This is a genomic window from Candidatus Symbiopectobacterium sp. NZEC135, assembly GCF_025962695.1.
In genome coordinates this window covers 1-3,925 of the sequence record NZ_JAGFPF010000137.1, presented here as the reverse complement: position 1 = coordinate 3,925, position 3,925 = coordinate 1, and the positions used below count along the sequence as shown (strand labels likewise).

4 protein-coding genes are annotated in these 3,925 nt (G+C 52.2%); all 4 read right to left on the bottom strand.

Annotated elements, in window-relative coordinates:
* The coding region (locus J5224_RS23810; RefSeq protein WP_264627705.1) for a dihydroxy-acid dehydratase at positions 1-685 on the bottom strand (685 nt) is incomplete at its 3' end.
* 27 nt (positions 686-712) lie between these two features.
* A complete protein-coding gene (gene dmpG / locus J5224_RS23805; RefSeq protein WP_264627704.1) occupies positions 713-1,741 on the bottom strand; it encodes a 4-hydroxy-2-oxovalerate aldolase in 1,029 nt (342 codons plus the stop codon).
* 25 nt (positions 1,742-1,766) lie between these two features.
* Positions 1,767-2,699, bottom strand: a complete 933-nt coding sequence (locus J5224_RS23800) for an acetaldehyde dehydrogenase (acetylating) (RefSeq protein WP_264627703.1) — start codon at positions 2,697-2,699, stop codon at positions 1,767-1,769.
* 3 nt (positions 2,700-2,702) lie between these two features.
* Positions 2,703-3,611 (bottom strand): dihydrodipicolinate synthase family protein, encoded by a 909-nt coding sequence (locus tag J5224_RS23795; protein ID WP_264627702.1) that lies wholly within the window; start codon positions 3,609-3,611, stop codon positions 2,703-2,705.
* Positions 3,612-3,925 lie beyond the last annotated feature (314 nt).

Below are 3,925 nucleotides of genomic sequence, written 5' to 3'. Positions count from 1 at the left end.
CCAGCCGCAGGCGCTCGGAATACACTGCGGGCGTCAGTGCGCCATTGGGTAATGTCATGCCGATGGCTTCCGACAGGCTGCACATGGTGTTGGCGGTGCCGAGGAATGAGCAGGAACCGCAGGTCGGGCCGCACGTGTTTTCCAACCGATGGCAAACGTCTTCGGTGATTTTGCCTGCTTTTAGCATGCCCAACGATTCGGACATGGTGGTCAGGTCCGATTTGCGTCCGTCGAACACTTCGCCGCCCAGCATTGGGCCGCCGGGCAGAATGATGGCGGGGATGTCCAGACGTGCTGCGGCCATCAGCATTGCGGGAACAATCTTGTCGCAAGAGCCGAGCATCACGATGGCATCCAACTGATGGGCTTCTACCATGATCTCGATATCGTTGGCGATCATATCCCGTGAAGGCAGGATATAGTGCATGCCTTTATGGCCCTGTGCCGTGCCGTCACAGGCGGCAATCAGGCCAAATTCCACGGCGGTGCCGCCCGCCATGTGGATACCTTTTTTCACCGATTCACCGACCTGACGCAAATTGAAATGGCCGGGTACCAGTTCATTCCAGGAGTTGGCGATACCAATGACAGGTCTTTTCAGATCTTCATCAGAATAACCGATGCTTTTAAATACGCTACGGTTAAAACCCCACTCAAGGCTTCCTAATATTTTTTGGCTTCGCATTATTAAAACCTCATATAATCATTAGTATTATTGTGCTTGCCTGGTGTTGGCGTTTTTTAAATCCAATGCAACATCGACAATCATGTCTTCCTGACCGCCGACCATTTTTCTTTTCCCGAGCTCCATTAATATATCCATGGTGCTGATGCCGTATTTTTGCGATGCACGTTCGGCGTGCAGCAAAAAGCTGGAATACACCCCGGCGAGTCCGAGCGATAGGGTTTCGCGATCGACGCGTACCGGACGGTGTTGCAACGGGCGCACCACATCGTCAGCACCGTTGATCAACGTGTCCAATTGACAACCGTGTTGCCAGCCTTGCTTTTCCAGACAGCCGATAAACACTTCGGTGGGGGTATTTCCCGCGCCAGCCCCCATGCCCGCCAGGCTGGTATCTACCCGATCGCAGCCCTCTTCGATGGCGGTCAGTGAGTTGGCGATACTGACGGAAAGGTTGTTGTGTGCGTGCATGCCCGTTTGGGTATCGCTGTTCAGGATGGCTTTCAGTGCACGGAAGCGATCGCGAATGTCCTGCATCAGCATGGCACCGCTGGAATCCACCACGTAGATGCAATTTGCACCATAGCTCTCCATTTTTTTCGCCTGCTCAGCCAGTTCCTGCGGAGTAATCATGTGGCTCATCATCAGAAAACCGACGGTGTCCATGCCGAGGTTGCGCGCGAATTCAATATGCTGCCGTGATATATCCGCCTCGGTGCAGTGGGTGGCGACACGCACTACGCGTGCGCCAGCATCATAGGCGGCGTGTAAGTCATGAATGGTGCCGACGCCGGGGATCAGCAGGGTGGCAATTTTACTGTGGGTGACAACCTCAGCGGCGGCAGCGATCATTTCGGTGTCAGCACAGCGGCTGAAACCATAGTTAAAACTCGATCCTGCCAGCCCGTCACCGTGGGCGATCTCAATGGAGTCCACATGCGCCTTGTCCAGCACGCTGGCGATCTGTTGAACCTGTTGTTGCGTGTACTGGTGTTTAACGGCATGGGAGCCGTCGCGTAATGTTACGTCCGAGATGTAGATTTTTTTATTATTCATCATCATTCTCTTTTATCGCTGAGGATTAATTTTTCAGGTTCTTGGCAAAATGATCGCCGCAGGCTAACGCGGCGGAGGTCATAATATCCAGGTTGCCGGCATAGGCGGGTAAATAGTGGGCGGCCCCTTCTACTTCGATAAATACCGAAGTTTTTAACCCTGTCGTGTATTTTTCCCCGTCGATAAACAGCGGATTCTCTTCATTGATAATATCGAATTGCACGGCCTGTTTTAGGCGATAGCCCGGCACATAGCGGCTGACTTTTTGCACCATGCTGTGAATGCTGGCTTCAATTTTTTCGGGCTCGACCGTGGCGGAATAGGTAAAGACGGTGTCGCGCATCATGATAGGCGGTGACGCCGGGTTGAGAATAATAATGGCTTTCCCGGCGCGCGCTTTGCCCACGTTAACGATGGCGGCAGACGTGGTTTCGGTAAACTCGTCAATATTAGCGCGGGTGCCGGGTCCTGCGGATTTGCTGGCGATACTGGCAACAATTTCGGCATAGTAAACGTCAGTGACCTGTGCCACCGCATTGACGATAGGAATGGTTGCCTGCCCGCCGCAGGTGACCATGTTGATGTTGGCCGCATCACTTTCTTGTTCCAGATTAATGGACGGGACCACATACGGGCCGATGGCTGCCGGGGTCAGGTCGATGACCTTAATGCCGAACGGTTGCAGCTTCTCGTTGTGTACCAGATGTGATTTGGCTGAAGTGGCGTCGAAAACGATTTTAATGTCTTGGAAATTAGGCAATGCCAGCAGTCCGTCGATACCCTCGGCAGAAACCGGCACGCCCAGCCGTGCAGCGCGGGCTAAACCGTCTGAGGCAGGATCGATACCGATCATCGCGCCCATACTCAGGTATTGGCTGTTTTTCATTATTTTGAACATCAAGTCAGTGCCAATATTTCCTGAACCAATAATGGCGGCCTGGATCTTTTCACTTCCCATGGTTTATTCCTTTTCTTCACGTAATGGCAGAAGGTCTTTTAATTCCGCAATATGTTCCGGTGAAAGCCTATTTGTTTTATTGGTGTTGCCGTCAGGCGTATACATTCCCGTCATGGCTAACAGATGTTTGAGTAAGTCAGGCAAGGGAGCGTTAATGGAAAAAAGTTGCGCCAGCCGCGATAATTCACGTCGCTGTTGAAATACGGCTGAATAGTTTTCTGCGCAAAAATGCTCGTAGAGTTTAACGGTAACGTCAGGGGCGAAATTAGCACTCGCCGGAAAGCCGCCATCCCCTCCTAATATCAGCGTGTCTAACAGGTATTCGTCGTAACCGGCGAAAATAAGGAAGTCCGGGCGGTGTGGTTTAACCTGATTCATCAATTCCCGAATGTGGCTGATATTATTAATGGTGTCTTTAATGCCGATGATCGACGGGAATTGCTGTGCTAAACGACGCACCATATCGGCAGAAATCGTATGCCCTGTCAGCTGCGGAAAGTTATAAATCATGATCGGCAGCGCGAGATTTTCCGCCACGGTTTGGTAAAAGCGAAAAAGGCTCTCTGCGCTGAGCGGTGCGTAATAAGGATTGATGACCAATACGGCATCTGCGCCGCAGCGCGCGGCATGTTGCCCGAAATACAGAACATCATCGATGCAGGTGCCGCCGATACCGAGAATCACTGGCACGCGACCATTAACATAGTCGACCACAAATTCGGCGGTTTCCTGACGAGTTTCCCGGCGCAGGGCATAAAATTCGCCGCAGGTGCCCAGCGCCAGCACGCCGTGTACGCCAGCGTTAATCACCCGATCGAGCAACCTGCCCATTGCTTGCTTGTCGAGGTTCCCCTCGGCATCTGTCAACGTGGGAAGGGGGGGGATAACGCCCTTAATCCGATTTGCTTTCATTTTATTCACTATATTGAACAAGAGTTCCATATAATAAACCACTCAAAGGGTGAGTGATTCAACTACAGGGTTGATGAAACGCGATCGTTATCACTAATTACGCGTTGAACAGAGCGTGGGCACGACAACCTATTGGCGGGTAGGGCAGGTTATTGAGGGGGAGGGGGACACAGGCTAGCCTGACAGCGTCAGGCCATTTTTTCCCATTGCATAATCTGCGCAGGAGCATTGGTTTCTGCGGGGAACGTGCGTTTTACCGGGGAGAAACCCTGCTTCTGGTAAAAGGCACAGGCGCGCAGGTTTTGTTCATACAC